Genomic DNA, 26,889 nt, shown 5'->3' on the forward strand with positions numbered 1-26,889 from the left:
GAATCCACTGACGGCACGCGTCTTCGTCAATCAGCTGTGGCAGGAAGTTTTTGGCAGGGGCATCGTAAAGAGCACCGGCGATTTCGGTATGCAGGGCGACCTGCCAAGCAACCCGCAGTTGCTCGACTGGCTGGCGGTAGACTTTATGCAGCATGGATGGAATATCAAACGGCTGATGAAGCAATTTGTGATGTCGGCCACCTACCGGCAATCCGCCCAGGCATCAAAAGAAAAGCTGCAAGCCGATCCTGAAAATATCTACCTCTCCCGCGGGCCACGATTCCGCCTTCCTGCAGAAACGGTACGCGACCTCGTGCTGGCCACCAGCGGGTTGCTCGTACATAAGGTTGGAGGACCAAGTGTGAAACCTTACCAGCCGGCGGGCCTATGGGAAATGGCTACTTCCGGCAGAGGCCAGCTTACCATTTACAGGCAGGATCATGGCGAAAGCCTTTACCGCCGCGGACTTTATACATTCATTAAAAGAACGGTGCCTCCTCCGTCGATGATGATATTTGATGCCAGCAACCGGGATCAGTGCGAAATAAAACGCTCCGTTACCAACACACCATTACAGGCGCTTGCCATGCTGAATGATCCGACTGTGCTGGAAGCCTCCAGGGTACTGGCTTCCAGGCTCCTGCAACAGGGCCGTAATGCAGACGCCAACATTCAACAGGCTTTTCGCATGATCGTGTGCCGCACACCACAACCGCAGGAGGTCAGTATCTTGTCGGCGTACTACGGGAAGCAACAGGCGCTTTATAAAAAGCAACCCGGCCAGGCCGCCAAATTGCTGCATCACGGAGAATCCGCCATGGCCAACGGTCTCGACCAGGCATCGTGGGCTGCTATGATGCAGGTGATCACCACCATCTATAATCTGGAAGAAACATTATCCAAAACATAATCAAGATACCGGCGCATACACCCATATCGTCATCTTTCTAAAAAATGTACAATGAAAAATGAATTTATAGAGCGACACCTGAACATGAATCGCCGTAAGTTCCTGTCGGGCCTGAGTCTGGGCATAGGCAGCGTAGCGCTGGGCTCACTGCTGATACCGGATCTCTTTGGGAAAAGCAGCGAAAGCGAAACGCCATTCGTGCCCGGTATGCCTCACTTTGCGCCGAAAGCAAAGCGGGTCATTTACCTGTTTCAAAACGGCGCGCCGTCACAGCTGGAGAGTTTCGATTATAAACCGAAACTCCGTGAGATGATGGGTCAGGAACTGCCGCCATCCATACGTATGGGACAACGCCTGACCGGCATGACCTCCGGGCAGTCGTCCTTTCCGCTGGTGGGGTCTCATTACGATTTCAAACAATACGGAGAAGCCCGTGCATGGATCAGTGATCTTTTCCCTCATACGGCGGGAATTGTAGACGATATATGTATTGTAAAATCGATGTTCACGGAAGCGATCAATCACGATCCCGCACTCACCTTTTTTCAAACAGGCGCACAGCAGGGCAACCGTGCCAGCTTTGGCTCCTGGCTGAGCTATGGATTGGGCAGTGAAAATAAAAACCTGCCCGCTTTCTGTGTATTGCTGTCGCGTGGTAAAGGCAACGGGCAGGGCGTGTATTCCAAATTATGGTCCAACGGTTTCCTTGACAGCATCCATCAGGGCGTACAATTCAGCAGCGGGGATAACCCGGTACTGTATCTCAATAACCCGGACGGCATTGATACTGCCAACCGCCGCATGATGCTTGATCAGCTGGCGGCGTTGAACGACAAGTCTTACAAAGAATTCGGAGATCCCGAGATTGCCACCAAGATACAGCAGTATGAAATGGCTTACCGTATGCAGACAGCCGTACCTGAGCTGACGGATCTATCCAAGGAACCAGATGACATCATAAAACTCTATGGTCCCGATTGTATGACACCAGGTACTTTCGCCTCTAACTGCCTGCTGGCCAGAAAGCTTTCTGAAAGCGGCGTACGGTTCATACAACTCTATCACCAGGGATGGGATCAGCATGGTAACCTCCCCAATGAAATGGCCAAACAGGCAAAAGATGTAGACCGCTCTTCCGCGGCACTGATCACAGATCTGAAGCAACGCGGGCTCCTCGACGAAACGCTTGTAATATGGGGTGGCGAATTTGGCCGTACCAACTACTGCCAGGGTAAGATGACCGCAGACAACTACGGCCGGGATCATCATCCCCGCTGCTTTTCCATCTGGATGGCCGGCGGCGGTGTAAAACCCGGTATTGTCTATGGAGAGACAGATGAATTCGGATACAACATCACCAAAGATCCGGTGCATGTGCACGACTTTCATGCCACCGTACTGCACCTCATGGGACTCGACCACGAGAAACTGACCTTTAAACACCAGGGCCGCCGCTACCGGCTTACAGACGTAGCAGGAAAAGTAATACCCGGCTTGATGGCCTGATAAAAACATATTATGGAAAGAAGAAAATTCGTACAGGCGGCAACGTTATTCACCGCATCCTTTTATATCTCGCGTGATCTCTATGCCCGTCCTAAATCGCCCGTATATGGCCACAACGGCATGCGGTATACCCTCGACACAAAATGGGGGACGCTCAACAGCAGCCGGTTTCCGGTGAAAGATTGTCATGAGATGGTGCAGGATAAAAAAGGCCGCATCATCCTGCTCACCAACGAAACGCAAAATAATATTCTCGTATATAACAAGTCAGGTAAACTGCTGGGCAGCTGGGGGCATGAATTTCCCGGCGCACACGGCCTTACGCTCGCTGATGAAAACGGAGAAGAGTTCCTCTTCATCACAGACACAGATAAACACCAGGTGTATAAAACCACGATGGACGGCAAGGTTGTTATGACAATCGATTACCCGGCTGAAAGCGGCGTCTATAAAAAGAAAGAAGAATTTGTGCCGACAGAAACGACGGTAGCAGCTAACGGAGACTTCTATATAGCTGATGGTTATGGCGCGCAGTATATCATGCACTACGACCGTAATGGCAAGCTGCTGAATACTTTCGGCGGACGCGGCGAAGGCAATGCGCATCTCGACAATGCCCACGGTATCTGTGTAGACCATCGTAAAGGAGCTCCTACCCTGCTGATTACAGACAGGACCCGTAACTGTTTCAAACGCTTCAGTATGGACGGACAGCTGCTGGAAGTAATATCACTGCCGGGCGCCTGCGTGTGCCGCCCGGTGATAAAAGGTGATCACCTGTATGCAGCCGTACTGAGATCACCCGATATGAACCTCAGTGGCAGCGGCTTTGTGACCATCCTCGACAAAGACAATAAAGTGGTGTCCAATATTGGCGGTACCGATCCCGTGTATGTCAACAATCAGCTGCAACCCATGCGGCAGGCGGAGAAGATCTTCGTTCATCCGCATGATGTATGTGTAGACAATGATGAAAATCTGTATGTAGCACAATGGAGCTCCGGTAAAGTTTATCCGTATAAACTCAGGAGGGTGTAATGAAGATGAATCAGAATCTGTGGCAAAAAACGGGTAGTTACCTGTTGTTTGCCTGCAACATTTTTGTTTTGTTCCTGCTGGTAGCCGGCAGCAGGGTGATTGTTCCCTCCTGGCTGCAGGTGGCGGGGCGTATGCACCCTTTACTGCTGCACTTCCCGATTGTGCTGATGATCATCAGTACCTTACTGGTGTTTATCCGCCTGCGTGAACCTGCTGCCAACAAATGGAAAGAACAACTTACCGGCATACTGCTGCTGGCTGGCGCACTCAGTGCAGCCGTTACCGTTATAATGGGTTTGTTCCTTTACAGGGAGGAAGGCTATGCCGCCAACGGCGCACTATTCTGGCATAAATGGGGTGGTATACTTGTATTATGGGCAGCCTCCGCCTGTTACTGGCTGAGCGGCTCTCATCGCCGCTGGTTGCTGAAATCCGGCGCCGTCGTTGCCACTGCGCTACTGCTCGTCACCGGCCACCTCGGCGCGGATATTACACATGGCGATAATTTTGTGCTGGCGCCGGTGATGCCGGCATCGCATGCGCCGGAAGTTCCGCTGGAAAAAGCATTGGTATACGAACACGTGATCAGGCCGATATTGCAGGAGAAATGTATGAGCTGTCACAATGCAGGGAAAGCCAAAGGCGGCTTATCCATGGAGCAACCAGATAAGTTACTGGCCGGTGGCCGCAGTGGCAAACTGCTGATTGCGGGCAACCCGGTAGCCAGTCTGCTGATGATAAGAATACATCTTGCTGCGGAAGACAAGAAACATATGCCACCCGTTGGCAAACCACAGCTTACTGATGAAGAAACCGCCTTGTTGTATCACTGGATCAAAGGAGGCGCAGATATGAAGAAGATGGTAGCTGCGCTGCCGGCACACGATAGCCTGCGACTGCTTGCAAGTGCACGGTTACAGCCATCGGAAGCCAAAGAGCCGGTGTACGACTTCTCCCCCGCTGATGAAAAACTGGTGCAGCAACTGAGTAACAATTACCGCGTGCTCTATCCAATAGCCATGCATGCTGCGCCCCTCGTGGCAAACTGGTATAACAAGGATAAATTCAACATAACATCTGTACGTGAATTACTACCTGTTAAAGAACAGTTGATAGAAATGCATCTGCAAAAGATGCCCGTGGCCGACGCTGACCTGGAAGTACTATCGCAGTTCCATCAACTGCGCGTGCTTAACCTGAGCTTCACCAATATTACCGGTAAGACATTGTCTGCATTGGCTAAGTTACCACACCTGCAAAGCCTTTCTTTGTCGGGAACACCCGTTTCCCTCAGTCACCTTGCTGTCCTGAAAACAGCGCCGGCACTGAAAGAACTTTATGTATGGAATACTTCTTTGTCAGAGAGTGATCTTCAGCAGGCGCAAAAATCCTTCAGCCATGTAACACTGGTAAAGGGTTTTATCAGTGATAACAAAGAGCAACTGAAGCTCAGCCAGCCGGTGCTACTCAATACTACCGCCGTATTCAGAAGTAGCATGCAACTGCTACTGAAACACTCCATAAAGGGCGTGGAGATACGTTACACTACAGACGGCTCCATTCCTGATAGTATACACTCACCGGTATTTAAGGACAGTCTCCTGCTCACCGGCAATACCACCATCCGCGCAATAGCCTGCAAGCAGGGCTGGAATGCAAGCGATCCCGTACAGTTTTCTTTCAGTAAAACCACCTACACACCTGACAGCGTTGTATTACTCAATCAACCTGACGGCGCATATGCTGGTAACGGCCCTAAAACATTAACCGATGAACAGAAAGGCGGGATGGATTATAACAATGGTAAATGGCTTGGTTACTCAAAAAAGGCATTGGAAGCGGAGTTGGTATTCCTCCGGACGGTGCCTGTAAAGTCCGTCTCCATCAATACTTTCAGAAATATTGGTGCGCATATTTTCCCTCCGCAAAAAATTGAAGTATGGGGAGGGCCTGATAAACAGCATCTCAGACTACTGAAAAGAATGGTTCCTGAACAAGGAAAAAAGGATGATCCCAATGCGGCCATCACTTTTGATTGCAGCTTTGCGCCGGTGCAGGTGTCCTGTATGAAAATTGTACTGACACCTGTTGCGAGCCTGCCGCCGTGGCATCCAGGCAAGGGAAATCACGGTTGGGTATTCGTGGATGAAGTGATGTTCAACTAACAATTGTACTAAAAAAGCGGCAGGAGTTCCTGCCGCTTTTTTTAATACCCGTGAGGGATGTATTCATTTTCCACCTGCCCGTCTTCATATAACCGCAGGATCGCGTAACCCGGCGGCGTTTCGTAATAGTAACCCGGGCCTGCAGAATCTTTGTCGCCCTTCCCCCACCAGAATCCAGACATCGCGCCGTTGCAGCAATACCTGATACCATTATACACTGCGTTATCAGCAAGGTGGTTATGGCCGCTGAGGCATATTCTCACTTTATCCTTATGCTTGTAGAAGAGGTTCTTGAGCTTTACATGATCCCCATGCCCGCCGCCCACAAGGGAAGGCGTTACGCCGAGGATGGGATAATGCGACATCAGTAATACAGGCGTATCAGGCGCCAGCTGTTGCAGGTCGTTTTCCAGCCATTTGTATTGCTCATCATCCAGCGAGGTGTTATCATTGTTGCCATCCAGTATCACGAAGTGCCAGCCTTTTTTGGTGAAGCTGTAATAGCGTGCCGGAATATTCAGGCGCTTTACCACATATGGTTTCCCGTACATCTCATCTTCCTTTGAAGGCGCTTTCCACCACATGTCGTGGTTACCGAGACAGCTATATACTTCAAAGGGCTTGATGACTTCCATACAACGATCCCATATGCCCCACAACTCAGTAACGCGTTCCCGCTTTACGTCGTCATACGAAGCGTCGAAGATAGAATCGCCGCCATTGAGCATGAAATCCACGCCATGCTTTTTAACCGCTGCAAGGCATTTTTTAAACCGCTCAGGCGCGCCTTCATCAGGACGTATATGCACATCCGTTATATGCGCAACCGTCAGTACCGGCTTACGCTTATTGGCCGGCGCTGCGGCTTTTACAGCTGGCGACAGCAACGATGCTGCCGCCAGGAGGCCTCCGCCTCTGATAATTTCTCTTCTGTTCATATTACTGCCAATCAAATATTTGTTTCAGATTCGGATTCAATACGAGCTGTGTGTAAGGAACCGGACGGTAATAATATTTCGGTTCCAGGAATTTACGTGGAGTAACTTCCGTAACCAAAGGCCCGCCCGCAGTTCCGTTTTTCATATAAACGGTAACGTTATCTCCAAAGCTGCCCGCCTTGTAATAGATCAGGTTCACACCTAATGCATTCTTCTCTTTCTTATCGTCTGTCGGGATCTCCGCGCTTTTATCTACCAGGATAATATCCGGGATCGCATCACCGGTCAGGTCATACTTACCGAGGCCCGGGAAATACATGCCTTCAGGCGACTGCGCCAACAGGGCGCCTGCACGCCATCTCATAAGATCATCATAGCGGAAACCTTCCATAGCCAGTTCTACTCTCCGTTCACGGCGTATCTCCAGGATAGCGCCCTTCATGGCGCCCGTCACACCCGGATACATAGTACCCAGTATGGGATCTGTGTTGCTGTTCACCATCGCAAGATTCATCGGCGGCATCTGTACACGTGCGCGCAGCAGGTTCACTGATTTGTCCAGGTCAGCCTGCGTAAGGCTCTCCTGCTCTGCTTTAGCTTCTGCATAGATCAGCAATGTTTCTGCATAACGGTATACGGGAACATCCACACTTCCTGCCAGTATATTATCAGTTGTGTTGGTAAGCCCTTTTACCTGGTGATAACCGGAGAAGTTCTTATTCAGACGCTGGATATACGGTTTGGTATCCCCCGCTCTTACAAACCCGGGCGAGGCAAGCGTTTGCGCCAGACGGCGGTCGCGGTGCAGGAATTCCTGCACAAACTGCAGCTGTGCATATCCCGGTACATCTGAAAATCGTGTGCCGTCATCCATCAGGTAAGATTGCACCAGGTCACGGGCAGGCGACTGCTCATAATCGCCGAACACCGTTCCTGTTCCGCCGCTGCTCACAGATTTACTGGCATCAAAAGGACGTGCAAGTATCACTTCTTTGTTTGACATCAGGTCCTGGCTGTTGAACAGTGCTCCATAATCCTGGTCAGGCTTGCCGGTGTTGTAAACATTGAAGCCACCATTGCTCATAATATCCTGTGTCACCTTTACGGCCGAATCGAGGAAGCGGCCCGCCGTGGCTTGCAGGTTAAGTTCCGGATGATATTTACGGAATGTGGCTTCATACAGCGCAATACGTGCAAACAATGCTTTGGCAGCCCATACATTCGGGGTACCGGCAGGCACGCTGCTGCGGATATGCGAAGCGGCAAAGCTCAGATCAGCCATGATGCTGTCTACAACGAGCGCGCGCGGATCACGCGCCTTATAAAGCATGACTGTATCTGAAGGATTCATGGTACGTCCGTACCAGGGCACATCGGAGTAACGTTTGACCATGCCGAAATAAAACAGTGCGCGGTAATATCTCGCCATACCCACATAATGATCCTTTACGTCCTGCGTTACGTCTGCCTTGTTGTAGTTGTCGAGGAAGTAATTGATATTACGAAGGCGGCCCCAGTCCCACCCGCCGGTAAGCGTCTGGGACGAAGGACTGCCGGTCATCACTCCTTTTACTTCGACGGCGGCGGTAGTAGCCATATTGTCGCTGCTCTGATCACCATAGTAGATGTCTGTACCAGGCAGAACAAGCAGGCCGTTCACATACAGCGCCAGGTCTTCTTCTGATTTAAAAAACAGCTGCGGGGAGATGGCATCCTGCGGATACCTGTCGAGGAAAGATTTCTTACACGACGTACCGGCAATTATTACACCGGCTATGATAAAGATGGAAAGTTTTTTCATGTTACTTTTTTAAATGTTCACCACATCACTATTACAGGTCAAGATTCAGTCCCACTGCATATTTACGCTGGTAGGGATACGCCCATCCATAGCCATCTGTGATAGACTCCGGGTCCAGGTATTTCTTGATGGCAGAGAACTCGAATACATTCTCACCGGAAACGAATACCCGTAAACGTGCAATGCGGTAACGTTTGGTGAGTGATTGCGGCAGCGTATACCCTATCGTAATGTTCTTTATACGGAGATAAGCCGCATTCAGCAGGTATCTGGATTGTGGAATATCCAGGCCAGCACCGTAGTTGTTATCCGCCAGCCATGACTGCAATACCGGGAAATAGGAGTTGGGGTTGGCATCTGCCAGTCCGGCATCGATGTATGATTTTGAGTGCTGCGCACGCAATGCTGCATCGTCTGCTTTACCGCGGTAGAAGTCGAGGTTCCAGGGATAAATGTTGGCATATGGTTGCTGATAAGGGCCCCAGAAGAGGTAATGGTGCGGATAGAAATCCATTTTAATAACCCCTTGCAGGAACATGGAAACATCAAATCCTTTCCAGCTTGCATCGAGATTCACACCGAAGCGATAGCGCGGATTACTGTTACCGATAACGCTGAGGTCTTTCGGATCTTTAGCAGTGGAACCACGTTCAATCTTGCCATCACCATTGAGATCTTTGTACTTAGGCCATCCCGGAATGATGGAGAGTGCGCCCCAGGGAATGATAGCGCTTTCGTCCAGCGCTTTGATCTCATCTTTATTCTGGAACATACCGTCGTTGGTAAGCCCCCAGATCTCTCCGAGTGTCTGGCCTTCGCGGTAGCTGCTGAGCAGCTGCTGGTCGTTCCTGAAACGGGTGATGCTGGTTTTGTCGTCAGACAGCAGCACTTTAATCCCGAAGCTTAGCGGATCATTGCTCACATTCACTGTATTGCGGTAGGCAACAGTAAGCTCCCATCCTCGTGTGGAAAGGTCGGCAGCGTTCTGCTGGGGTGGTGTAGTACCCAGTACTGCAGGCAACTCCACTCCTTTGGTGAGCATGCCTTTGGTGTTGCGCACATAGTAATCGAAGGTAGCCATCAGGTGATTATCGAAAAGGCCGATGTCTGTACCGATATTGGAGGTGACCACTTTTTCCCAGGTGTAAGAAGACGGATCTACAGACAGCGCCGGAGCACCTGCTGCAATGGTCTGGTTGGCATTGCCGCCAATGAGGTAACCGGAAGCCGGTGTTTTGATGGCCTGCAGGTAGCCGAAATAATCTACGTTCTGGTTGCCGAGGCTACCATAGGAAGCCCTGAACTTGAGGGTAGACAACTGATGCGAGAGACCTTTCATGAAGCTCTCTTCGCTGGCTATCCACGCAGCAGAAACAGACGGGAAGAAACCCCAGCGGTTAGTAGAAGGGAACCTGGAAGAACCATCATAACGGCCGTTTCCTTCAATGATATAACGGTCTTTGAAGGTGTAGTTGATCCTGCCAAAGAAGCTGCGGATCGCGTACGACTGGTAGGTGGCGCCGGCAGTAGCATCGCCATTCGTCAATGCAATGTAAGGGAGGGAAGAAGAAATAATTCCTTTCCGGGCTACATTCACGAGACTCCATTCGTAGCTTTCCTGGTTAAAGCCGGCCAGCAGTGACACTTTATGATCATGGCCCAGTGTTTTATGATAATTGGCGTACAGGTCAAATACATCATGTGAAACGGTACCGTTGTTTTCTGTAACGGAGCCGGTACCACCTTCTTCACGTATATCTTTAGGACCATAGCCGATTTTGTATTTCTTGGAATCCGTATGATATTTCCATAACTCGCGCTTGAAACTTGCATCACCGGTGATCTGCAGGTCATTGTCCAGGAAAGAGGCTACTCCCCTGATCACATCCTGGAAGCCGAAGCGTGTTTGTATGTTACGTCCGCCATCCACCAGTTTTGCCGCAAGACGGCCGGCGCCTGTATTGGCCCAGGTACCGTCGGGATTCACTGCTACCTGGGTAGGTTGCAGATAATATACATCTGTGATGTTATTTGTAGGCGCATCTGCCTTTAGCTGGTAAATATTGAGGTTATTATCTACCTGCAGCCAGCTGAGTGGTTTTATGTTCACTTTGTTGCGGAGGCCATAGCGATCCCAGGTGTCTTTTGTCAGCCTGTTGAGTCCATTCTCGTTGGTGTAGTCTGCGGAAAGCAGATAAGATATGGGCATCTTCTTCGCCGTTTCAGCAGAGCCACTCAGGGAGATACTGTGATACTGGGAGAAGTTGGATTTACTGAAGAAGTAATCATTCCAGTTGTTGCTGCCCATATATGCCCATTTGGAAGGATCACTGGGATCGAGGCGTGTATCAGGCAGTGATGGGTTTTCAGATCTTTCTTTCGCCCATTTATAATATTCATCAGAGTAGTTGACATAATCCCAGGGGGTATTATCAGTAGCTGTTTCCAGCACACGTGAATAGATGTAAGGATCTGTAACCGGTTCCGGGAGTACCGTCCGCTTCGACTTTGCGAAGTAGTTACTGTAGCTCACACTCTGCCTGCCGCCAGGAACACCTGATTTGGTGGTGATCAGCAACACACCGAAAGCGGCGCGTGCGCCATAAATGGCTGCGGAAGCAGCATCGCGCAATACGGAAATAGACGCGACGTCTGCCGGGTTGAGACGTAACAGATCGTCTGCAGCCGCAGTGATACCATCTATCAGGATCAGTGGCGCATTGGTGTTATCGTTAATAGAAGTAAAGCCACGGATATTGATTTTGGGTACCTGTCCGGGTGCGCCGCCTTTAAACGTAATATTAAGACCCGCACTGAGGCCTTGCAAACCCTGTGTAATATTGGCGATTGGCCTTTCTGCAAGTTGCTTGCCCGAGATCTGGTCTATGGCGCCGGTCACATTAATTTTTTTCTGCGTACCGTATCCCACCACAATCACTTCTTCCATGGAGTTTCTGGACGGCTCCATTGTTACAGTGATATGATCACGTCCGTTCAATGACACTTCCTGCTGATCAAAACCAACATAGGTTAGTACCAGCACCGCGTTTTCAGGCACCTTCAGTTCAAAGCCGCCCTTTACATCGGAAGTAACGCCGATAGCCGTATTTTTCAATCGCACAGTAACACCCGGCAGCGCTTCGCCAGCAGGATTGATTACTGTTCCTTTCACCGTCACATCCTTACTTACCAAAGCCGCTGGCGCAATCACAATGATATTGCCGGGCATCATGCGGTAACGCAGGGAAGTGTTGTTCAGCAATTGTTCCAGCACTTTGTCGACCGTAAGATCGTTCGCATTGACCGATACCTTCTGATGCAGCGGCAGGTTATCATCGTTGTACACAAAACGATAACTGCTGTTTTTTTCCAGCACCGCAAGCGCTTTCTCCAACTGCACCTGAGAGAGTTTCAGCGTGACCTTTGACTGAGAACGCACACTGGCGCTTACATGCAGGCACACAACCGTTACGAGCAGCGTAAAAAACTTCATAAAAATTAACAGTTTATACAGTCCCCGCCGCAGTGGGACACAATTGTCCACTGTGTTTTTTTTCATACTTTTGTTTTGTTGGTTAATTAATTGGATTGTTGCGCAAATGACAATACGAAGCTGTTAACCGATAATTACACGGGGAATGGTGCGAACATTTCCCGTTTTTTTATCCGTTAAAGAAACGTGACAGATAATTTCTCTTTAGTTGAATTAAGCCATAGTATTCGTTTTACATTGATTTAAGCGTTTGCCTACTCGATCCAGATTTTTCCGTTTGCATCCTTTATATAAGTAAATGAATTGGTGGAGGCGAGCGCCTCCAGCACATTATCCACATTCCCGGTGTCGAACACGCCGGTGAAATACAATTGTTTTCTTTGTTCATTGCGGAAGCCTATTTCCACACCATACCATTGTTCCAGCATAGCAGTTACTTTCTCCAGCTCAAGATGCTTAAAGGCCAGCTTATTCGTTACCCAGGCGGTTTCCGTCAATACGCTGTCGCGCACCTGTGTAAGTGGCTGTTTGTATACAGGGACCTGTAATTTTTTTGTATCGCTTTCCTTGACCAGTTCTTCAGATTGTTCGAACAGATTGGCAGGCACCGTGAGTTTTTCATTGGGATGCAGCGCTACCAGCTGTTTACCCGCTTTGTCCAGCTGCACCTGTACAGCGCCCTGTACCAGTGAAGTAACGGCGCTATCCTCTTCCGGATAAGCCCTCACATTAAAAGAGGTACCCAGTACCAATATAGTAAAGGATCTTGTCTGTACCCGGAATGGTCTTGCAGCATCTGTAGTTACATCAAAGAACGCTTCTCCTTCGAGTCGCACAATACGCTGCTGATCAACGGCAAATGTTTTGGGGTAATCCAGTTTGCTGCCTGCATTGAGCCATACGCGGGTGCCGTCAGGCAATACCAGTTTTGAGCGGGTGCCCTTTGTAGTGACCAGCTGCTCCTGCGGTGGCGGCGCCGTGGCCGGACGGTATAACAACTTCCAGCCCACCACGGCAATGATCGCCAGGCTTGCAGCTGCCGCCACGATGCGCAACCATAGCCGGCGGCCGGATGTTGCAACAGGTTCTTCTGCCTCCTCTTCCGGAGCAGCTGCCTGCTCAAGACGCTGCAAGTGCTTCGCCAGCATTTGTTGAGGGTATTCCTGCTGTGACACCTCCTCCCACTGCCGTGTAAATAGCTCCCTTATATAAGAAGCATGCGGATGGTGCTGCAACAGCTGCTGCAGTTCTTCCGTCTCGGCATGAGTCAATTCATTGGCAATTTCCCTGGCCAACAGGTGATACAATCTTTCCTGGTCCATACGCTGATATTAATAGGACAATAGTGGTGTCAACAATTCCCTAAGGGTTTTTAAAATTTTTTTATGAGTCGAGATGCAGGTAGGATTGGGCCAGTTCACCGGAGAGATCAAAGCGTACAGCCTGGGTCACTTTCTTCACAGCGATGGTAAGCTGTGCATCCACAGTTTTCGGAGAAATATTCAGCAACTCAGCCACCTCCCGGTAGCTGAGCTGATCGTGCTTTACCAGCCGGAAGATCAGCTGACAGCGGGCAGGCAGGCTGCGGATAGCCGCCTCTATTTTCTGTGACACCTCTGCGGAGATCATGCCGCTTTCAGCATCCGGTGCTATCAGTAAGGCAGAAGTATCCAGCAGTTCCAGGCTGGCATGGAGGTGCCGCTTCTGCTGCTGCAAGGTGTTCAGTGAATAATTTTTGGTAGCCACATACAGGTATACGGCGGGATTCTGCACATGCGCCAGCTGATGACGCTTTTGCCAGATCATTATAAATACATCAGAAACTACTTCCTCCGCAAGATGGAATGAGGAAACGATAGCCGCGGAAAAGTGAAGCAACTGTTTACACAGCGCGAGATACAGCTCATTGTATGCCCGCATATCATCCTGGCAGACCCTTTCAAAAAGAGATCTAATCTGCTCATTGTTCCTCATTGCACAAAAATATATAAATCAAGGAATGCCTGTTATTAACGATGTGTTACGATTTTGGTTGTGCGTTCATACTTACAGTTAAAAGTAATAAAATTAATCTAACAATAGCAAAAAAGACAGGAACGCAGATCCATTGCTGCGGCCACCAGCGCTACAGGCAAGATACAGACCAAACGGCTCATTCCGGCTATCCATCACTTTTTAAACTCTTTTTTATGAAACCAAAACTAATGGCCATTTTCCTGGTGCCACTATTCGTGCTTTTCAGCGGCGTACCTACAAAAGCAACCAAAACGATAAGTGTGACAAAAACTAAACGTGCTACACAAGGCATTACGATCTTTTTCCACCACACAGGTGGCGGCAGACCTCAATACGGATATATATCCATAAACGGAGGCCCTGGAATTTGGGTAAATAACGGCTTCGCAATTTTTAATGCAAATATTGGCGATGAATATTTTGCATTTTTTTTTGAGGATGGTAGCGCATTTGGCACAATAACTTCAGGATGGATGGATGTGATACTTTGAATGCCAGATCCCCAATGGATACATTCTTCTGGCTATACAGGGACGCATAACAGCGCCCCTGTATAATTTTTACAATTTATAAAATCTCCAGTTTGTTTTAAAGTCAGCCGGCACGGGCTTATTCAGTAATATGTACCGGAGCATTTCCACCGGTATCATGTTCTCCCTCAGCACGGCATCGTGATATTGTTTGTAAGACATCTTACCACTATCTACTAATTCTTTCCTCAACGCTTCAAACTGAAGACTGCCAATCATGTACGCAATCTGATAAAGCGGACTGTAACCACCGGCGAAAGAGCGGCGCACCTCTCCTTCCGCATTGGCGCGTTCATGCCCTACACGCTCTACGAGAAAATCAATACATTGCTGCGGCGTCCATTTACCAGTATGGTAGTTAATAGAGAAGATGATGCGCGCGCAACGGTGTTTACGCCAGAACAACATACCAATGCGGTCTTCCGGTGATTGCGGGAAGCCCATATCCCAGAGCAGGCGTTCCCAGTAGAGCGCCCATCCTTCCATCCAGAAAGGCGTATCAAAGTGGCGGTACGCTTTGTTGCGGCTCATACTGAACTCCTGCAGGGCATGTCCTGCAATGAGTTCATGATGCACGGTAGCCCTGGAAAAATGAGGGTTGTTGCCGCGCATGCTCATCATTTTATCAGCATGACTCATACTGTTTACCGGGTACGATATAATAAACTCCTCGCCTCCCAGGAAAAAAGGATTTACCAGCTGACGCTCCGGACTCATCATGGTCATGCGCCAGGTTTCTTCGGCGAGGGGCGGTATGGTCAACAGGTCGTGTTGTTTAAGAAAGCTCACAGATTCATTGTAGAGCTTCATCATCGCGGTGGGTTGGTCTGCGGGTGGTACATAGGTATTCTTTACCTTCTCCTGCGCAGCTTTCCAGTCGGCGCCGAAACCCATTTCTCTTGCAGCTTTCTCCATTTCTGCATCACACCAGGCAAATTCTTTATTCGCGATGGCAACCAGCTCCTCCGGTGTATAGGGGATTATGGCATGCCGGAGATCTTTCTCCAGCCCTGCTTTTCCGATAGGATACCCAATGATGCCGCTGCCATCCTCTTTTCCGCGGCTGTTCTTACCCTTGCCGGCAAACACTTTGCTATAGGTATCCAGGAGGCTGTCCAGCTGCTTTGCAGGCGTGGGCACCCACCAGGAATAAAGCGGATCGTAACCATTATAAAACTCATTGACGCTATGCAATGCAGCCCGCAGCCCTTTAATCACGGACATCCCACGGCGGGCCTGCTCAATCGTAAGACTGCTGTCCTTTTCCAGCGCAGCCTTCTTCGCCAGCACTTCACCGCAGATCGTATTCAGGCGGGCAGCCAGTGCCGGTGCATCGGGCTTTTCACCACGGCGGCGGTGATGTTCTGTTGTATAGATCGTGTCCGCAAATGGAAACCATTTCTTCACCTGCCCATACTCCTGCTGAACGGCAGCCAGCTGCTCCATCTCATTCTCCAAGCGGTCTTTGAAGAGTACATAATCCACCTGTGCGCCAACATTCAGCTGCTGATAATTCAATTGTTGCAGCCGCTGCTGGTAGCCTTTGATGAGTGCTATGAATCTGGCCGTGCGCTCTGGCGAACTATCCACAAAATAAAAGCGGTATAAACTGCCGGCGTCTGCATCATACTGCACCATGATATTGTTGACTTCACTCGTTTGCTGGTACAGGTCTTTATCGGATGATTGTGCAGATACCACCGCCTGTTGCATTACCAGGCACAGGATTACAGGTAGTATTTTCTTTAGTGTGAACATGAAACATTACTATTTCCTTAAAAATAGTAATAGCAGCGGTCTGTTTTTAAACAGTTATTGATCATTTCTACTCATATCTTGACCTAAAGACGGCCATAGTAATTTACCACAACTGCAAAATCCGCGCAATATTGATCAATAATTAAAAAGTAGTATATCCATGAACGAAGTATTTTGTATGCCACCAAATCTAAACGCTATGTCGAATGCACCCTCGTTCCGGCCTTCGCTGAAGCTGTTGGATGCCACGATGATCGTGGCCGGCAGCATGATCGGTTCAGGTATTTTTATTGTGAGTGCGGATATTACCCGTCATACCGGCAGCGCCGGCTGGTTACTGCTGGTATGGCTCATTACAGGATTCATGACCCTTACAGCAGCGCTGAGCTACGGAGAACTGAGCAGCATGTTCCCACGGGCAGGCGGGCAATATGTATATCTCAAGGAAGCCTATAATCCGATGACCGCCTTCCTGTACGGATGGAGTTTCTTTGCAGTGATACAAACAGCCACTATCGCCGCCGTAGGCGTAGCCTTTGCCAAATTCACAGCCTATCTCCTTCCGTTCTTCAGCGAAGAACATATATTGTTAGACCTGGGCTTTATGCATATCACAGCAGCACAGCTGCTTTCCATTGCCGTCATCCTCCTCCTGACTTATATGAATACACGCGGCATTGAAGGAGGGAAAGTTATACAAACCACCTTCACGCTCACCAAGCTGGTAAGCCTTGCAGGACTCATTATATTTGGACTGATTGCTGCAAAGCCGGATGTATGGAGCGCCAACTGGCAACACGCCTGGCAATTGCATGCACTCACACCGGAAAGCACAGTAATATCTTACACGACTATCGCTTCATTCGGCGCCATTGCCGCCGCAATGGTAGGATCTGTGTTCAGCAGCGACTCATGGCATAATGTAGCCTTTGTAGCCGGAGAAATCAGGAATCCCAAACGCAACATCGGCCTTAGCCTGTTCCTTGGTACGGCTATCGTCACCATCATCTATCTGCTCACCAACATCACCTACCTCGCAGTACTGCCCATCGGCGAAATAGCCTATGCACCCAAAGACCGGGTAGCTGTAGCTGCCTCTCACATTATATTCGGACACCCCGGCACCATCATCATTGCACTCATGATCATGATCTCCACCTTCGGCTGTAATAACGGACTGATACTGGCCGGCGCCCGCGTATATTATACGATGGCCAACGACGGGCTTTTCTTTAAAAAAGCAGGACAACTGAACAAGGCTGCGGTACCATCCTTCGCCCTGTGGATACAATGCCTGGCAGCATGTATCTGGTGCCTTAGCGGCAAATACGGCGACCTGCTGGATATGATCTCCTTCGTGGTAGTAGCCTTTTACATGCTCACTATTGTTGGCATATTTATCCTTCGCAGGAAAAGACCGGATGCAGAACGACCTTACAAAGCCTTTGGCTATCCATTGCTGCCTATACTTTACATCATCATGGGACTCGCTTTCTGCGGCCTGCTGTTTGTATTCAAGCCGCACTTTACCTGGCCGGGACTGTTGATCACCTTATCCGGCATTCCTATTTACAAATGGCTGAAGAAGTGAGGGTGTTTGTCAGAAGAATATAAACCGGGGTTATCTGGCTATAGGCTGTACTTTGTACCCTAGTTGGCGCAGGCTGCTGATGAGACCTTCCCGGTAATACAGGTGCCGGAATCCCACCGCCACAAAGCAACGGCCTTTTTTGAACAACTGATCCAACTGCTGCATCCATAGTTTATTTCTGTTGTGTAACAGCCCGGGATTACCCGGTGCACGCTGATCCAACTGATAGTCCAGATGCAGCTGTTGGTATTGCTGAATATCGTTGCAGTAGTCGGTGTTATCTGTCAGCATTTTCTCCATCAACGTTACGGTGGAGGCTACATATGATTTTTCCTCGCCACCGGATGCAGCTGTTGCTACGCCGGATAGTGTCGTAAATTGGTTCTTTTCCAGGCCAACAATTGTTTTTTTATCTTCCAGCGCCTTTTGTTCAATATATTCATCCATCAAAACATTAGCGGCAGCAGCTGTGGTGTCACAATAGTTTTTAATGTACATCCTGTTCAGCGACAAGGCCGCTACCAGTGGCGGCATTTTGTAATAGCTGCTGTCTTCCGCCCTGGCAGTAAACCTGTTAAAAATGGCTGCCTGGGCTGTATCCATGAGGTACTCCCATTTGTCACGGGAATAATTCAGCGTCAGTCCGGTACCGGCGGCAGCGGTATTACCGGCGATTCTGGTTTCAAGAATCACAATGTCAGCCTGTTCAAGTAACCGGGCTGCACGCGGATATGCTGTAAAAAATGAAGGAGCCACTTCATGAAAGGTACCAAACAGATAGGCCGTATCTTTATTATTCCTGCGGGTTACTTCCCATAATAATGTAGGCGTATAACGTTGTGCAGACAGCTGCAGGCAACAGGATAGGAGCAACAGACAGGTAGTAATCAGCAGGAGGAAATGTTGCTGTCGAAAGGTCGTGAATTTAGCTTGCTGCATCAGATAAAGTTAATTTTTTTCTTAACAATAGCGGCAACTGTATTTCTACATATTCAGGAACCTGTTTATCCGGAGGTGGATATTCCATATAGTCGTTATAGTTACGTTGCAGGTAATGGTGATATCCCGCTGGCACCAGCAGCGCTGTATCTTCAAATCTACAGCGGGCTATCAACGAAAGTTCTTCAGTTGTCCAGAAGCTGTTCCGGTTCCGGCTTATCCTTTCAAATGCATTGATGAGCACACCCGGTCTGGAATAATCCTGGTCATAAACAAATATATCCACCTGTATGCCGTTATGCCACGTGTGTCCGGGATAGTCGGTATCAGCAGCAGGATACCGGCTGTATCTGTCTCTGAACTTCGCTTCTATATAGGGTGATACCGTTATAAATCCGGGGTCCGATCCTGCATGCTGGAAGAAAGTCTCCTCCGGAAGCTCAGCGGCAGCCACTTTCATTAGTTGCTCAAAATCCGGACGTAACATACCTATATCTGCTTCCGTATCCCACGGAATAAATCCCCGGTGCCTCACTGCCCCCAGAAGCGTCCCGTATTCCAGCCAATAGGTAAGGTGATGTTTCCGGCAGATATAGTCAATTATTTTAAGCATACGCAATATAATACCATGTGCCTGCATAGCATTATTATCAGTGACAGCTGCGGTAGCGTGTGCGTGCATCATCGGTGTCCGTTATAATTCACGAATATGGTTAACTGAGTCCTATTGCCGCGTCCCATGACAGGATCTCCGGGTTGTCCAGTGAAAGCAACGACATGGTCAGACCAGCCAATCCATGTTCGAGTCCGTGATCTGATCCATATCCGGTCACTTTATCCGTCATCGCTATCACGGCATCAGCAAACAGCGGGTTACCCGTACCATGAAAAGCCCGTGATAACAACGCGCTGAATGTAACATCAACAGGATACTCTTTTACGGCAGACAGAAAATCAGGGGATATCTCCAATGTTTTACAGACAGTGAAATCTTCCATCGCATTGGATAGCTGAAATATGCTCTTCCGCAGGTAATAAACCTCAGTGGCGGGCATTGGTTTGCTGCCGGCTGCATATTCCAGGAGCAACGCAGCTGAAGTATCCAGTATCTCCAGTATTCTCTTCCTGCATTGCTGCAGGATCTCCGGATATATATTCCGGCGCTGTACCTTTCCCAGCAATTGCGCTGCCGCACATAAAGGCGTGAGATAATCACTGAGATACTGTAACGGAATACTGAGAAAATTCACCATATCCGAAGGCCTGAATATTTCCAGGTTTGCATAATACGTCTTCAGATTCACATCCAGTTGATCCAGCAACTGTACCATCATTTCGTTCTTCTCAATTTCGTTGCAGTCTGCCGGCATATCACGATAGGCAAACATATTGGTATCGAAGCGGTTCTCGAGATAATGCAGATAACCCAGTGTGCCTTTTGCGACACCTGGTTCTGTAGTGAAACGGTTGTAGTCAAAAAACAACTGATCAAAAAAATTAAATGCAGCCGGCGCCGTATTAATAAATCCATTGGCATGGAGATAGTGAAGTGTCCAGCCTATTCCAAGTTGTCCGTCACCAAAAGCATCTGTTTGCACGTGGTGCAGGTTCGATGTCATATGAAGTATCAGCTCATCTGCCCTTTCAAATAACGGATCGGATGCCGTCGCCTCAGCAAGGTGGTAAGCGCATAAAGCCATTCCTGCATTGCCGCGATAAAGCCCGTTATCTTTGCGGATTGCCGCTGCATCGGTCATCAGTGGCAATACTTTTTCCAGAAGCGGTTGTATGTTCATGATTAACGGGATTGAATAATTTTACAGTTAAGTATGCCCTGCCGCACCAGGTGAATCACCTGGTCCAGCACAATCTGTTGCAATGAGGCATGATACCCCGCAGGAGATGCCGTTATCTCCTGTATATAACCGGTCACTCCGGCCAGATTGGTGGGCGTAGCCACAAATCCGCAAATATAAAATGCCAGCTTCTCCAATACAATCATCCGGGCGCCCTGCCAGGATACGGTGAGTGCCACATGGCGGGCTGTATCTTTGTCGTACATGATCTTCACAGATGTATCCCTCGTCAGCCATATATTTTCGGGAGCGCAATCTTTCATATTCGTCACCTGCAACTGATTAGCGAGCTGTCTGACATACTCATAAATATGGCTGCGGATATTAAACCCCGCACATTGCAGGGCATGCTCTGTTCTGATCTCAAAGCGCTCCTCCGGAGAACATTCTTCCAACATGGATTTGATCCCTGCAGGAAGACGCCTGCTTACTTTAATGCGTTTATTTTCGCTGGTGTAATGTGCTGCCAGCCCGGCTTTATTCCGCATATGCAGTATCCGGCCTGTTGCAGGAAAGCAGCGATCCAGCAGGCGGTCCATCACGCTTTCCGGGTTAATTATCTTTCCTAAGCATGCTTCATCTTGCCCGTTATCAACGGATGATCTTATTACAGGCAGCAGCATAGACGGTACAGATGTACTATGCAAACGCAGAAAGAGGTAACCAATGCCAGCCACTCCGTTCATCAGACTGGCATCATACTGTCCGGAGCCTTCAAACCCCGACCGGTAACGCTGCTCAGGGGATGTATTCTCATCAAGGTAAGCCGCCACTACATCTGATATGTATTCCCGGTACGTACTTTTACCCGTGCTCTCCATGTAGCTAAGCAGGAACTCTATCTGACTTCCGGTACCATGGCAAAGCGTGAACGTTTTGGCTGTTGATGCCTGTTGATGGGTAATATGATCTGCAATCTGCTTCAGCATCCGGTTGTACCTCACAGCCCCCCGGGCCGATTTATAATAACATCTTGCCAGCCCCGCTCCTGGCGCGCCATGACACCAGGCATTCATATATCCTCCTGTACGGAAAGCAGCGTGATCATTTTCTTCGTATGCTTTAAAAAGAAATTCACGGTAAGTATCGTTATACATCCCAAGTCTGAAGTCTGGCCACCCCGCCGCCGTACTGTTGTAATGAGCATCCTCATAGGCAAAGGCCATATCAGCCAGTAAAAGCAGCCCTTCATTGTTGAAGTAATGTCCCACGTTATTCAGTACATGTGCAATGCCCGCCACGCCATGCGCCATGCCGCACAGCCCCTTTACCTGATGCGGTTCTTTATCCCAGAAAATACCTTCTTTGGTTATTGAGGCCAGTGCGATCAGCTTTTCCGCCAGCCTGGCCACTAAACGGAGCGCCCATGCTGAAGGCCGGAGATCATACAGATACGTAATGGCCCAAAGTGTCCCGGAGATCCCACCGGTAAGCTCTGCAACGCTGAAGTCATCTGGGGCTTTATCGAAATCATGGCCAATCGTTTCAGCAATGGCCGCGGCCCTCCCAATCCAGTCATCTTCCTTCAACACAATGCCACACCTCGCATAACAGTATATTAAACCCGCTCTCCCTGTATATAGAGAGATGCCGGCCGGCATTGGCTGTTCATACAGGGCTGTCAGGATCTTTATAAGGGTACTGCGATATTTTTCATCACCGGTCAACTGATACAGCTCGCACCAGAAAAGCGCTATGCCGGCATTACCGGAATAGATATCCGCCGCGCGATATAAATACAATGCATCATCGCGTTCAGTCAGGCTTTCCCAATACAGCTCCTGCCCATCCCCCGCCATATTGAGCAGATCTTGCGCCACCCGCCCGGCCTCCCGGAGATAGTATTCTTTACGAAGTGATGAAGTCTTGCTCATAAGCGGGTAGAAATTAACGCAGACCACGGCCACTGTTCAACCTGTGCAGATAATGCGCTTCGGGTGGAATTACAGATGTCCAGCAACACCTTCCTGTTCTGCCATGAGGTAACGGCATCCCTGGGTACCGAACTGACGGTAACAGGATGATAAAGATGGTAGAGCGGTCCGGCGATACGCGTGATACGATGCCCCAGAATTTTCATGCGGTAATATCTTTCCAGATCATCAGGCCCCCATCCTACAATATGCTCGTTCTCAAGTCCTGCTTTGCAATAAATCTCTTTATCCACCAGCACCGCCCCTCCCACACTGTTTTTCATACGCGTCCGGAATACTTCCTGCTGTTGAACAATCCCGGAAAAATCATTATCCTCATAGTAGGCGCCGCTGCACGCCCGGTCAATATCAATGAAGGTTCCATCATACGGATAACACATATCCGCCTTATGATACCTGACCTGCACAATCGCATCATATAGCTGCGAAGGGTCAATCAGCACATCAGCATCCAACAGGCATACCATCGGTGTATCTGCTTCCCGGATAAGTCTGTTATGATACCGGGTCATGTGAAGGAAATCTCCGGGATCGTACACAAATGAATAGTCTGCTGCACTGAGTGCAGCATCACTAAATGTGGCTTCCAGCCCTACTTCCATCAGTTTCATATTTGTCCTGAAATATTTCCTGATGTGCTTTATTACGGCATGTGCATTCTGAAGCCGTTCAGGACTATCAGCCTTCAGCAATATAGCAAAGGTCACATCGGGCACTTCTTTGTAATAAGCATTCCGGAATTTCTCAATGATATCCACAAAATGAATACTGCAAGTACTGGTATCAATCCGGGAAAGATCCTTGAAAAAAGGATTGGTATCTACATACCTGCTTTTGTTGAAATGCAGGCTATCAGCTTTCTCGCCGGTATTGTGATAGATATTCTTTGCCTGCCACTTGCTGATATTATCATATGCCCAGCTGAAATCCAGGTCAGGCGCTATCCTGACTTTATATCCGGCATACCATGTATTCCATAACAACGCCCACATATCACTGCACCAGCTCTGAATAGGGCTGCTCTTCCCGTCTGGCGCCGTACAGGTATATTTACGCTCGTCAAGGAATGTATAAAGTGTTTCTGCATCTTCTTCTACCTTCCGCCAGAAATCAGCACGGGTATTTTTTACCAGGTATTGCGCCCCTCCCGTATGCTGGTCATGCTGCCGGACCATCTCTTCATCCATCCCGATGACATGACACATCTCCCGCAACGTATTTTCTCCGAACTGCTGTATATATCCTATACCCAGGTACGACCTCGTATCAGATACATACCACACCTCGTCATGCAGCAGCGCATTGAAATCAGGCAGTCGGCTGAAAATAATATCACAGTCATGATAGAACAACGGACGCCGCTGCATATCGGGGTACGCGTCGAGATGCTGCGCAATGATATGTGGTCTTATACCGGAACCATAAGCTCTTCGCTGCCGCTTATCCGGATAAGTGAAGAAGGCCGCCTTGTCGCTGTTGTCAAGCATGAACTGCCGGACAGCCTCATTCAAACCATTGACCGGATCAAAGGAGAAGAGTACGTGTATGCGTTCCTGTTGTATGCCATGCCCGCTGAAATTGAGCAGCTGCAGTTGTAACTGCCAGAGATAATAATAATCATCAGATTGAGCGGAAAGAAAGATGATGTCATCAGCCGGAAATACCTGGTGCTCAGTCATGCCATTGTATTAATAGTTCAGTAAGATATTTTTTATCCCCCTCAGTCATCAAAGACTGACTGCATGGGAACATCTCTTCCATACCAATGGTAATACCCTTCTGCAGATACTTCAGCAATATCTTCAGTAACATAGGATTGTTCAGGTTCATATATTGCGGCTTAACATCTTCCCTGGCCAGCGCCATTTCCTGCTCCCTGGGTGTTACCTGCCGAAGACAGATATAACTTTCATCAGGCAATCCGTGCTGAATCTGCCAGGCCTTTATCTTCTTCACTTTTTCAGCAAAACTGTCCTGCTTGTTGATAAGCGGAAAGCGGCCAACAGGTATCTGCCATTTCTTCCTGCTGAGAACAATTTTATGCTCAATCGTAATCCGGGGATACCGGATAATCTCTTCATAAGCATTATCCTGCTTCAGGGTTTCATGCTCCAGCGTATCATACACAGAAGAAACCAGCAGCCCGAAGTTGGGAATAATAGCATCCGAAAACCGGGAAAGGAACCTGAAGATAGCAGAACGACCCGCCAGACTCTGAAAGGCGAGATCAAACACCATTATACGCCGGCCGGTACTGGTATGTACAAGTATCAGTTCATCCGTCGCCTCCTGCCATGTCACAACAATCTCCTTCACGCTGATTTGCCTGTCCGCAGGCATATAGGGATTATTACCAGTAGCCACCAGCTCATGAGTCATCAGGGGAGGATGGATATTAGCATTAAAAAAAGAGGCGTCATTATACTCTGCATACAGCGTATCTTCCCTGATCAGGTCATTTTGCTCCCGGAAATACGTTGTTACCGTTTCATCAAACAGTGGCAGGAAACGGCTGATATATCTGCCATAACCATGAAACACGCCATTGATCATGATTTGCATTGGTTGCCCGTCAGGCCGCAGACAAGGCTGGATAAAAGCGCCGTAAGAGCGGACAACCGTATCCTCAACGGGAATATGGAGTTCTTCATTAATAACACGAATATCCGCCAGGCTGATATCGATATGCTCCTGTTGCCAGTCTGTATTCCTGATGCTATTACAAAACGCGGCCGCCCATTTCATCTCTGTAGCCAGGGGTGACTGCTTTTCCTCTTTATCCTGCGGTGCTTTGACCGACTTGACATATGCACGGTAAAACTTCAACAGCGGTACCTTTTTATGTCTGCCATAGTTCTTAAGAAAGAAATCCTTTACGGCCGTTGTCTTTTCAATTGTATAATTGGAGAACTGTATCAGCTTACATACTTTGTTCAATAAAGGGATAATGTCATCGCGCAGCGGAGCGGGAAGATAGAATTTACGACTAAGACTGGTATCTTCCAGCAACACTTGCTCTTTCTTGATGAACAACCAGGTTTCCCTGTACCGGACGAAGATATCCTTTCCACTGTTGGTAAAGTCTTTCTGGTACTCGGCCAGCTCCTTTCCCTTGATGTTGCTTTCCAGGAATTTTCTTACCATCACCCGTTCAGCCTCCGGCAGTCCCGCAGCAGTATGCAGCGCAATGTAACTATCGTAGATACTTTGGTGGATAAGAGATTGAAGAGCGCACCGCTGCTGACTGTCGGCCGTAGAATACGATTCGCAGAGCCCATTGATATGCCGCAACGCTGCCGCCAGATGCTGCAATACTTCGTCCTCTTCATTTTCTGCGATCTTTTCAACATAACTGATCAATGTGATGATCCAGTCGGGATCAGCGCCGCTGATAGCCAGATCATATTCCAGCAGCCCCAGTGTAAGCAGATGCTGTACATATTGTTGCGCCTGATCTGATGTGGCGCCCGTTGCGCCCATGATCATGCCGGTCAGTTTATCGAAAGAACGGGAACGCCGCCGCGATAACAACCGCGCAACATACTCCAGCATAGGCTGCTTCTCGATCTCCTGAAATGCTTCATTGTTGTTGTTATTAACGAGGAAGTTATATTTCTTATCTGCGTTGTAAACAGTATAATTCCAGCGAAGCGGTACAAACCGGTAAAATGGCGGATAACTGAGCAGCACTTGCAGGAATGTTTTCAGCAGGTGATTGTTAAGCCTGACAAGGGACGTGTAAGATTCCCCCCGCTGGCCATCACTGCCAGGAACTGCCTTCATACCTGTTTCTTCATGGAAAGACCCCAGGGAAAGATTGGTGAAAGTACTGAACGGAGACGTTTTGGCCACCATCCTCGAATAGTATTTCATATACCCTATCTCCTCACTATCCCATTTGCTGCTGTTGAAAATGCGGTCATCTTCCAGGTAATTCCGGCGCAGCTGATATAGCGCATAGCTGCCCAGTAAAAGACCTTTTACAAATTGCTCCTGCCGGAGCAAATCCCTGAGTTGCCTTTTAGCCTGATGATATTCGTTTTCGAATGTAGTGTCAAACAATTGCTGCTGCTCTCCTATCTCGTCGGTCATTACCTGATACATTTCAATCTGCCGGCAAATATCCTCATCCAGCAAACCTTTCAGGGAGCTTACCATACCATCTTTCACTTTCCGGAAGTTAAATATATCTCTGCGCAGGTTGATGATATGATGCAGTATTTCACGGTTATCTCCATAACGCGAGGCAATCGCATGCAGCTCATCAGCAAGGCGGGATGCATACGTCTTCAACGTTACTTCCATGTTGTGCATCCGGTCCAGTATCCGGAAAGCGCCGCGGGCGTTCATGTCTCCAAGATCACTGAAAGGCGCGCCGCCAATTCTTACAAGCGTATGGTCCCATACCTCCATA

Annotated in this window: 18 protein-coding genes; 6 read left to right on the top strand and 12 right to left on the bottom strand. The window is 48.9% G+C overall.

The features are described 5' to 3' along the window. The 4 genes from VM802_RS11840 to VM802_RS11855 form a co-directional block, all read left to right on the top strand. A partial coding sequence (locus VM802_RS11840; protein ID WP_325530633.1) for a DUF1553 domain-containing protein occupies positions 1–910 on the top strand: 910 nt, incomplete at its 5' end. A gap of 51 nt (positions 911–961) precedes the next feature. Next, positions 962–2,416, top strand: coding sequence for a DUF1501 domain-containing protein (locus VM802_RS11845; protein WP_325530635.1), 1,455 nt, complete (start codon positions 962–964; stop codon positions 2,414–2,416). Between the two features lie 12 nt (positions 2,417–2,428). Continuing rightward, complete coding sequence (locus VM802_RS11850; RefSeq protein WP_325530637.1) at positions 2,429–3,454, top strand: NHL repeat-containing protein; 1,026 nt, start codon at positions 2,429–2,431, stop codon at positions 3,452–3,454. Continuing rightward, entirely contained in the window at positions 3,454–5,619 is a 2,166-nt protein-coding gene (locus VM802_RS11855; protein ID WP_325530639.1) for a c-type cytochrome domain-containing protein, read from the top strand. The genes VM802_RS11850 and VM802_RS11855 overlap by 1 nt, the downstream gene beginning before the upstream one ends. A gap of 41 nt (positions 5,620–5,660) precedes the next feature. Here the strand turns inward: VM802_RS11855 and VM802_RS11860 are convergent, their stop codons facing one another. The 5 genes from VM802_RS11860 to VM802_RS11880 all read right to left on the bottom strand — a co-directional run bounded on the left by VM802_RS11860 (position 5,661) and on the right by VM802_RS11880 (position 13,825). After that, positions 5,661–6,557 carry a metallophosphoesterase family protein gene (locus tag VM802_RS11860; protein ID WP_325530641.1) on the bottom strand — a complete coding sequence of 299 codons (897 nt, stop codon included), beginning with the start codon at positions 6,555–6,557 and terminating at the stop codon, positions 5,661–5,663. A 1-nt stretch (position 6,558) separates the two neighbouring features. After that, a complete protein-coding gene (locus tag VM802_RS11865; protein WP_325530643.1) occupies positions 6,559–8,358 on the bottom strand; it encodes a RagB/SusD family nutrient uptake outer membrane protein in 1,800 nt (599 codons plus the stop codon). A gap of 31 nt (positions 8,359–8,389) precedes the next feature. Further along, a complete protein-coding gene (locus VM802_RS11870) occupies positions 8,390–11,851 on the bottom strand; it encodes a TonB-dependent receptor (protein WP_325530645.1) in 3,462 nt (1,153 codons plus the stop codon). Positions 11,852–12,105: 254 nt separating this feature from the next. Then, a complete protein-coding gene (locus tag VM802_RS11875; RefSeq protein WP_325530647.1) occupies positions 12,106–13,173 on the bottom strand; it encodes a FecR family protein in 1,068 nt (355 codons plus the stop codon). Between the two features lie 61 nt (positions 13,174–13,234). Further along, entirely contained in the window at positions 13,235–13,825 is a 591-nt protein-coding gene (locus tag VM802_RS11880; RefSeq protein WP_325530649.1) for an RNA polymerase sigma-70 factor, read from the bottom strand. Between the two features lie 215 nt (positions 13,826–14,040). Between VM802_RS11880 and VM802_RS11885 the strand changes: the two genes are divergently transcribed. Continuing rightward, positions 14,041–14,358: a hypothetical protein gene (locus VM802_RS11885; RefSeq protein ID WP_325530651.1), complete on the top strand. Its 318-nt coding sequence runs from the start codon at positions 14,041–14,043 to the stop codon at positions 14,356–14,358. 69 nt (positions 14,359–14,427) lie between these two features. On the opposite strand, the gene VM802_RS11890 is transcribed toward VM802_RS11885, so the two are convergent. Next, positions 14,428–16,155, bottom strand: a complete 1,728-nt coding sequence (locus VM802_RS11890; RefSeq protein WP_325530653.1) for a DUF885 family protein — start codon at positions 16,153–16,155, stop codon at positions 14,428–14,430. A gap of 199 nt (positions 16,156–16,354) precedes the next feature. Here VM802_RS11890 and VM802_RS11895 point away from each other — a divergent pair, with 199 nt between their 5' ends. After that, positions 16,355–17,746, top strand: coding sequence for an APC family permease (locus tag VM802_RS11895; RefSeq protein ID WP_325530655.1), 1,392 nt, complete (start codon positions 16,355–16,357; stop codon positions 17,744–17,746). Between the two features lie 30 nt (positions 17,747–17,776). Here the strand turns inward: VM802_RS11895 and VM802_RS11900 are convergent, their stop codons facing one another. Genes VM802_RS11900 through VM802_RS11925 form a run of 6 tightly spaced genes read right to left on the bottom strand, consistent with a single transcriptional unit; the run spans position 17,777 to position 26,888 of the window. Further along, complete coding sequence (locus tag VM802_RS11900; protein ID WP_325530657.1) at positions 17,777–18,685, bottom strand: TraB/GumN family protein; 909 nt, start codon at positions 18,683–18,685, stop codon at positions 17,777–17,779. Continuing rightward, positions 18,672–19,370, bottom strand: a complete 699-nt coding sequence (locus tag VM802_RS11905; RefSeq protein WP_325530659.1) for a LicD family protein — start codon at positions 19,368–19,370, stop codon at positions 18,672–18,674. The genes VM802_RS11900 and VM802_RS11905 overlap by 14 nt, the downstream gene beginning before the upstream one ends. Before the next feature lie 28 nt (positions 19,371–19,398). Further along, a complete protein-coding gene (locus tag VM802_RS11910) occupies positions 19,399–20,481 on the bottom strand; it encodes a glycoside hydrolase family protein (protein WP_325530661.1) in 1,083 nt (360 codons plus the stop codon). 2 nt (positions 20,482–20,483) lie between these two features. After that, positions 20,484–22,415, bottom strand: a complete 1,932-nt coding sequence (locus tag VM802_RS11915; RefSeq protein WP_325530663.1) for a lanthionine synthetase LanC family protein — start codon at positions 22,413–22,415, stop codon at positions 20,484–20,486. After that, complete coding sequence (locus VM802_RS11920; protein ID WP_325530665.1) at positions 22,412–24,154, bottom strand: galactosyltransferase-related protein; 1,743 nt, start codon at positions 24,152–24,154, stop codon at positions 22,412–22,414. The genes VM802_RS11915 and VM802_RS11920 overlap by 4 nt, the downstream gene beginning before the upstream one ends. Then, a complete protein-coding gene (locus VM802_RS11925; RefSeq protein ID WP_325530667.1) occupies positions 24,147–26,888 on the bottom strand; it encodes a lantibiotic dehydratase in 2,742 nt (913 codons plus the stop codon). The genes VM802_RS11920 and VM802_RS11925 overlap by 8 nt, the downstream gene beginning before the upstream one ends. Position 26,889 lies beyond the last annotated feature (1 nt).

It is taken from the genome of Chitinophaga sp. (assembly GCF_035538455.1).
Taxonomy (GTDB): Bacteria; Bacteroidota; Bacteroidia; order Chitinophagales; family Chitinophagaceae; genus Chitinophaga.

Bases quoted from the DNA above. Each gene is read 5' to 3' on its own strand.
- VM802_RS11845 (WP_325530635.1), top strand. From the start codon at position 962: ATGAAAAATGAATTTATAGAGCGACACCTGAACATGAATCGCCGTAAG.
- VM802_RS11850 (WP_325530637.1), top strand. From the start codon at position 2,429: ATGGAAAGAAGAAAATTCGTACAGGCGGCAACGTTATTCACCGCATCC.
- VM802_RS11855 (WP_325530639.1), top strand. From the start codon at position 3,454: ATGAAGATGAATCAGAATCTGTGGCAAAAAACGGGTAGTTACCTGTTG.
- VM802_RS11860 (WP_325530641.1), bottom strand. From the start codon at position 6,557: ATGAACAGAAGAGAAATTATCAGAGGCGGAGGCCTCCTGGCGGCAGCA.
- VM802_RS11865 (WP_325530643.1), bottom strand. From the start codon at position 8,358: ATGAAAAAACTTTCCATCTTTATCATAGCCGGTGTAATAATTGCCGGT.
- VM802_RS11870 (WP_325530645.1), bottom strand. From the start codon at position 11,851: ATGAAGTTTTTTACGCTGCTCGTAACGGTTGTGTGCCTGCATGTAAGC.
- VM802_RS11875 (WP_325530647.1), bottom strand. From the start codon at position 13,173: ATGGACCAGGAAAGATTGTATCACCTGTTGGCCAGGGAAATTGCCAAT.
- VM802_RS11880 (WP_325530649.1), bottom strand. From the start codon at position 13,825: ATGAGGAACAATGAGCAGATTAGATCTCTTTTTGAAAGGGTCTGCCAG.
- VM802_RS11885 (WP_325530651.1), top strand. From the start codon at position 14,041: ATGAAACCAAAACTAATGGCCATTTTCCTGGTGCCACTATTCGTGCTT.
- VM802_RS11890 (WP_325530653.1), bottom strand. From the start codon at position 16,155: ATGTTCACACTAAAGAAAATACTACCTGTAATCCTGTGCCTGGTAATG.
- VM802_RS11895 (WP_325530655.1), top strand. From the start codon at position 16,355: ATGTCGAATGCACCCTCGTTCCGGCCTTCGCTGAAGCTGTTGGATGCC.
- VM802_RS11900 (WP_325530657.1), bottom strand. From the start codon at position 18,685: ATGCAGCAAGCTAAATTCACGACCTTTCGACAGCAACATTTCCTCCTG.
- VM802_RS11905 (WP_325530659.1), bottom strand. From the start codon at position 19,370: ATGATGCACGCACACGCTACCGCAGCTGTCACTGATAATAATGCTATG.
- VM802_RS11910 (WP_325530661.1), bottom strand. From the start codon at position 20,481: ATGAACATACAACCGCTTCTGGAAAAAGTATTGCCACTGATGACCGAT.
- VM802_RS11915 (WP_325530663.1), bottom strand. From the start codon at position 22,415: ATGAGCAAGACTTCATCACTTCGTAAAGAATACTATCTCCGGGAGGCC.
- VM802_RS11920 (WP_325530665.1), bottom strand. From the start codon at position 24,154: ATGACTGAGCACCAGGTATTTCCGGCTGATGACATCATCTTTCTTTCC.
- VM802_RS11925 (WP_325530667.1), bottom strand. From the start codon at position 26,888: ATGGAGGTATGGGACCATACGCTTGTAAGAATTGGCGGCGCGCCTTTC.